The organism is Soonwooa sp. T0.1_25, assembly GCF_057652215.1.
Genome location: NZ_JBYFBZ010000043.1, coordinates 1 through 1,146, shown reverse-complemented (window position 1 = coordinate 1,146; position 1,146 = coordinate 1). Strand labels below are relative to the sequence as shown.

1 protein-coding gene is annotated in these 1,146 nt (G+C 25.9%); it reads right to left on the bottom strand.

What is annotated here, in order from left to right; genetic code table 11:
• Positions 1 to 90: 90 nt before the first annotated feature.
• Positions 91 to 1,077 (bottom strand): competence protein CoiA family protein, encoded by a 987-nt coding sequence (locus tag AC23MB_RS14245; RefSeq protein ID WP_487787639.1) that lies wholly within the window; start codon positions 1,075 to 1,077, stop codon positions 91 to 93.
• Positions 1,078 to 1,146: the final 69 nt, after the last annotated feature.

Below are 1,146 nucleotides of genomic sequence, written 5' to 3'. Positions count from 1 at the left end.
TGAAAAGCAAGTTGCGACTAAATGCATCGGGTTTTTCTATTATATATTCAACCCCGCCTTTTGCAAATACTATGTTATGTGCAGGTCAAACTATGATTCTATGCGATTTTCAAGCCTCCAAAATTTTTCACAATTTGATCCAAAGTTAGAATTGTCAATTCCTTTTCTTAATCGTTTACAAAAATATTTAGTTGACGAGTAATAAGAAGTGTTTTCATCAAAAAATCTACAAGCAAAACAATTTTTATATTCTCTATTCATAAATGAGTAATTTATGACAAATTTTTCAAAATCATATTTTCTATTTTCAATCTCATTGATTTTGTAATAAATGACATTTTTATTATTAATTTCATTAATAATGTTTCGCATTTGTTCAATTATTTTGACAGTCTTATTATTTTTGTGAATTAAATAGATATCAAATAATTCTTTACAATTTACACTGTGTATAAATTTTTCGGTTAAGTGATTTGTCTTGAAGTTATAGAATTTATGGTGTAAATCACTTATACTAATATGGTTTTTATTTATGAAATTTAAGTCAGAATCATTAACTAAATTAACTTCAATTATTCTATAACCACTTTGTATTTTTTTTTCATCACACTTATGCGTTACAGCAAATTCTATAAATAATATCTCATTTGTTTTATTTGATTTAAGTAGAATATCTGCTACAAATCCATTGTATGCTTTTTCTATAAATACTTCATCAAAAGTCTTAGTCAAATCATATGATTTTATTTCAGAATTTAATTTGCAAGAAATGTTAAAACTTTCAAGACACGCATTACAAGTTTTATCTATTTTGTATTCAACACGAAAAGGTTTTTTTTCGGAAAGACATTTTTTGTACTGGTCATAAAATTTTAATTTGCCAAGTTTATGTAAATAACTTTCATAACTGCAATTCGTTTCGTGTTTATGCGAAAAATGATGACTTCTTATTTTTCCTTTTTTGGGTATTAGGATACTTCCACAATTAATGCAAGTATATTGCGACTTATTTCCTTGTTGAATTTCGCTTATATGTATTATTTTGTTTTCTGAAGTATATGCGTATTCGTTTTTCACTTATTTCTAAATATGACAGCATTTTCTATTGACTTGCACATAACGGAAAAAGTATTGGCGAAGTGCGGG